Genomic DNA, 3490 nt, shown 5'->3' on the forward strand with positions numbered 1-3490 from the left:
AAGTCAACAAATTCGGCCTGCGCGCGACCGAGATCGCGATCGGCGCGGCCGCCGCGGTCCTCGGCCTTTCCGGCCCGGTTACATTGAGGATGACGGGGAGCCAGCCATTTGTTACAGACGGCGGCCATTTTATCCTCGATGCATCTTTTGGCCGCATTCCGGATACAAGAGCGCTTTCGAATGCTCTCCACGCCATTCCAGGCGTTGTCGAGCATGGTCTTTTCATCGGGCTGGCGTCAGCGGCCATCATCGCCGGCGGCGACGGCATCCAAACCGTCCATGCCGCCCGAAAACCAGGGAGTTCTATCGACCATGATGTTGCATAACCGGGTTCGCCGCTTCTCGGCCGCTCTGGCGGCTTCGGCTGTCCTTGCGTTGTCCTCGCCGGCGTTTGCGCAGGACGTCTCCGAATCGCACCTGAAGGCTGCGCGCGCCGCCGTCGCTGCCATCCATGCCACCGACCCGTTCGACAACATCCTGCCGCAGGCAGCGGCGGCGCTTGAGAACCAGCTTATCCAGAAGAACCCCGACATGCAGGAACTGATCGGCAAGACCGTCAGCGAGAAGGCGATGGCGCTGGCGGCGCGCCGCGCCGACCTTGAGAAGGAAGCAGCCCTTGCCTATGCCAAGGTGTTCTCCGAGAAGGAGCTCAACGACATCGCGACCTTCTACAGCTCCGATTCGGGCAAGAAGCTGCTGGACAGCGGTCCGGCAGTGACGCGCGATCTCGTCAAGGCAGCCGACATCTGGCAGAACGGCGTCGCCCGAGACCTCGCCCAGCAGGTGGGCGAAACGCTGGCTGCCGCGTCGAAGGCCGCCGCTCCGGCCGCGCCCGCTCCCGCGGATGGTGCCGCGCCGGCCGATGGCTCGGCTCCGGCTGACGGCGATGCGCCGGCCGACAACACGCAGAACTGATTTGCCTTGCTGCGCGGCCTGACGGCCGCTGGACCAGAAAGCCCGGCTTTGTCCGGGCTTTTCTTTTGGTGATGAGCAGCCTACCTGTCTCAGGCATTTTTGAAGGCAAGGAGCCACGCATGGCCGGTTACGACTACGATCTCTTCGTCATCGGCGGCGGCTCCGGAGGGGTGAGGGCGGCCCGTGTCGCGGCGGCGCTCGGCAAGCGCGTCGGCATCGCCGAGGAATACCGCTATGGCGGCACCTGCGTCATTCGCGGCTGCGTGCCGAAGAAGCTCTACGTCTATGCCTCGCAATTTCCCGAGCATTTTGCTGACGCCGCCGGCTACGGCTGGAGCGTGCCCGAGGCCAGTTTCGACTGGCCGACGTTGGTCGCCAACAAGGACAAGGAGATTGCCCGGCTGGAAGCCATCTACGAGAAGAACGTGAAAGGTGCCGGCGGCGAGACGTTCCATTCGCGCGCCATGCTGGTTGATCCGCATGTGGTGCATCTTCTCGGGGAGGATCGGACCGTCACCGCTGACCAGATCCTTATCGCAACCGGGGGCCGGCCGGCGCCGCATCCGGCCCTCGTCGGCCATGAGCACTGCATCTTTTCCAACGAAGCTTTCGACCTCAAGAAATTGCCGAAGGCAATCATGATCGAGGGCGGCGGCTACATCGCCGTCGAATTCGCCAACATCTTCCATGGGCTCGGCGTCGACACCACTCTGGTCTATCGCGGCAGGGAGATCCTGTCCCGCTTCGACATGGACCTCAGGCGCACACTGCACGAGACCATGGAAAAGAAGGGCATCAAGATCCTTTGCCATGCGGTGTCGGAATGGGTGCGCAAGCGGCCGGACGGGCGTCTGGACGCGCTCGTCACCGGCGGCAAGGTGCTGACCGTCGATCAGGTGATGCTTGCCATCGGCCGCATCCCCAACACCGAGAACATGGGCCTGGAAGGGGTCGGCATCGAACTCACCAGGACCGGCGCCATCAATGTCGACAAGGACTCGCGCACCAACATCGACAACATCTGGGCGATCGGCGACGTCACCAACCGCGTGCAGTTGACGCCGGTGGCGATCCATGAGGCGATGTGCTTCATCGAGTCCGCCTTCAAGGGCAACCCGACCGCGCCCGACCACGACACCATCCCGACGGCGGTGTTTTCGCAGCCGGAGATCGGCACCGTCGGCCTGTCGGAGGACGAGGCGGTCAAGCGCTTTGCCGACATCGAGGTTTATCGCGCCAGCTTCCGCCCGATGCGCCACACCCTGTCCGGTCGCGACGAGAAGATGCTGATGAAGCTGGTGGTCGACGGTGCCTCGGGGAAGGTGCTCGGCGCCCATATCCTCGGGCCGGATGCGGGCGAGATGGCGCAGCTTCTGGGGATTCCGCTGAAAGCAGGACTGACCAAGGAAGATTTCGACCGCACCATGGCCGTGCACCCGACGGCGGCGGAAGAACTGGTCACCATGTACAAGCCGACCTACCGGGTGAAGAACGGCGAGCGCGTCTGACGATACCCACCGCCGGCGACAGCCGGCGGTGGGATGTTCAAGCCTACAGCAGCGTACCGCGCAGGATCACCAGCGCCACCGAGAAGTAGATCACCAGGCCGGTGACATCGACCAGCGTGGCGACGAACGGCGCCGAGGCGCTTGCCGGATCGAAGCCGATGCGCTTCAGCGCGAACGGCAGCATCGACCCGGAGAGCGAGCCGAAGGTGACGATGCCGATCAGCGCGGCACCCACTGTCGCCGCGATCAGTTCCCAGTGCGGGCCATAGTTGTAGAAGCCGAGATACTGCCACAGCGTGATGCGGCAGACGCCGACGACGCCGAGGATCGCCCCGAGCACAAGGCCGGTCGGCAGTTCGCGCAGGGCCACCCGCCACCAGTCGCCAAGGCCGATCTCGCGCAGCGCCAGCGCCCGGATGACCAGCGAGGTCGCCTGCGAGCCGGAATTGCCGCCCGAGCTCATGATCAGCGGGATGAACAGCGTCAGCACGATCGCCTTCTCCAGCTCGCCTTCATAGCTTTGCATGGCATTGGCGGTCAGCATCTCGCTGATGAACAGGGCGCAGAGCCAGCCAGCTCGCTTCTGGATCATGGCGAGGAAGCCCATCTTCATATAGGGCTCGTCGAGCGCCTCCATGCCGCCGAAGCGATGCACGTCCTCGGTCGTCTCCTCGACCATCGTGTCGATGATGTCGTCGATGGTGACGATGCCGAGGAGCTTGCCGTGGTCGACGACCGGTACAGCGAGCAGGTCGTATTTGGAGATCGTCTGCGCCAGCGTCTCACGATCGGTCAGCGGCGTGACCGTCACCGGCACGCGGTCCGGCGCCACCGACAGGATCGGATCGTCAGGCTCGCCGGTGATCAGACGCCGCAGGCCGGTCGAGCGCACAAGGAGGTGCGTTTGCGGATCGACGATATAGATCGCATAGACGGTCTCGCGGGTGCGCTCGACCTTGCGGATGTGGTCGAGCGTGCGGCCGACGGTCCAGTCCGACGGCACGCTGACGAACTCCGTCGTCATGATCGAGGCAGCGCTGCCTTCGGGATAACCGAGGATGGAAAGC

4 protein-coding genes are annotated in these 3490 nt (G+C 64.4%); 3 read left to right on the plus strand and 1 reads right to left on the minus strand.

Going from position 1 to position 3490, the window contains the following annotated elements:
* The 3 genes from EN781_RS28835 to gor form a co-directional block, all read left to right on the plus strand.
* A partial coding sequence (locus EN781_RS28835) for a ribose-5-phosphate isomerase A (protein ID WP_189347913.1) occupies positions 1 to 326 on the plus strand: 326 nt, incomplete at its 5' end.
* On the plus strand, positions 313 to 915 hold the full coding sequence (locus EN781_RS28840; protein ID WP_126054527.1) for a DUF2059 domain-containing protein: 603 nt from the start codon (positions 313 to 315) through the stop codon (positions 913 to 915). The genes EN781_RS28835 and EN781_RS28840, both read left to right, overlap by 14 nt.
* Before the next feature lie 119 nt (positions 916 to 1034).
* On the plus strand, positions 1035 to 2423 hold the full coding sequence (gene gor / locus EN781_RS28845; protein ID WP_126054528.1) for a glutathione-disulfide reductase: 1389 nt from the start codon (positions 1035 to 1037) through the stop codon (positions 2421 to 2423).
* Positions 2424 to 2466: 43 nt separating this feature from the next.
* Here gor and mgtE read toward each other — a convergent pair.
* Positions 2467 to 3490 (minus strand): magnesium transporter (mgtE, locus tag EN781_RS28850; protein ID WP_127400566.1); only part of this gene is annotated, 1024 nt, incomplete at its 5' end.

It is taken from the genome of Mesorhizobium sp. M4A.F.Ca.ET.090.04.2.1 (assembly GCF_003999085.1).
GTDB lineage: Bacteria > Pseudomonadota > Alphaproteobacteria > Rhizobiales > Rhizobiaceae > Mesorhizobium.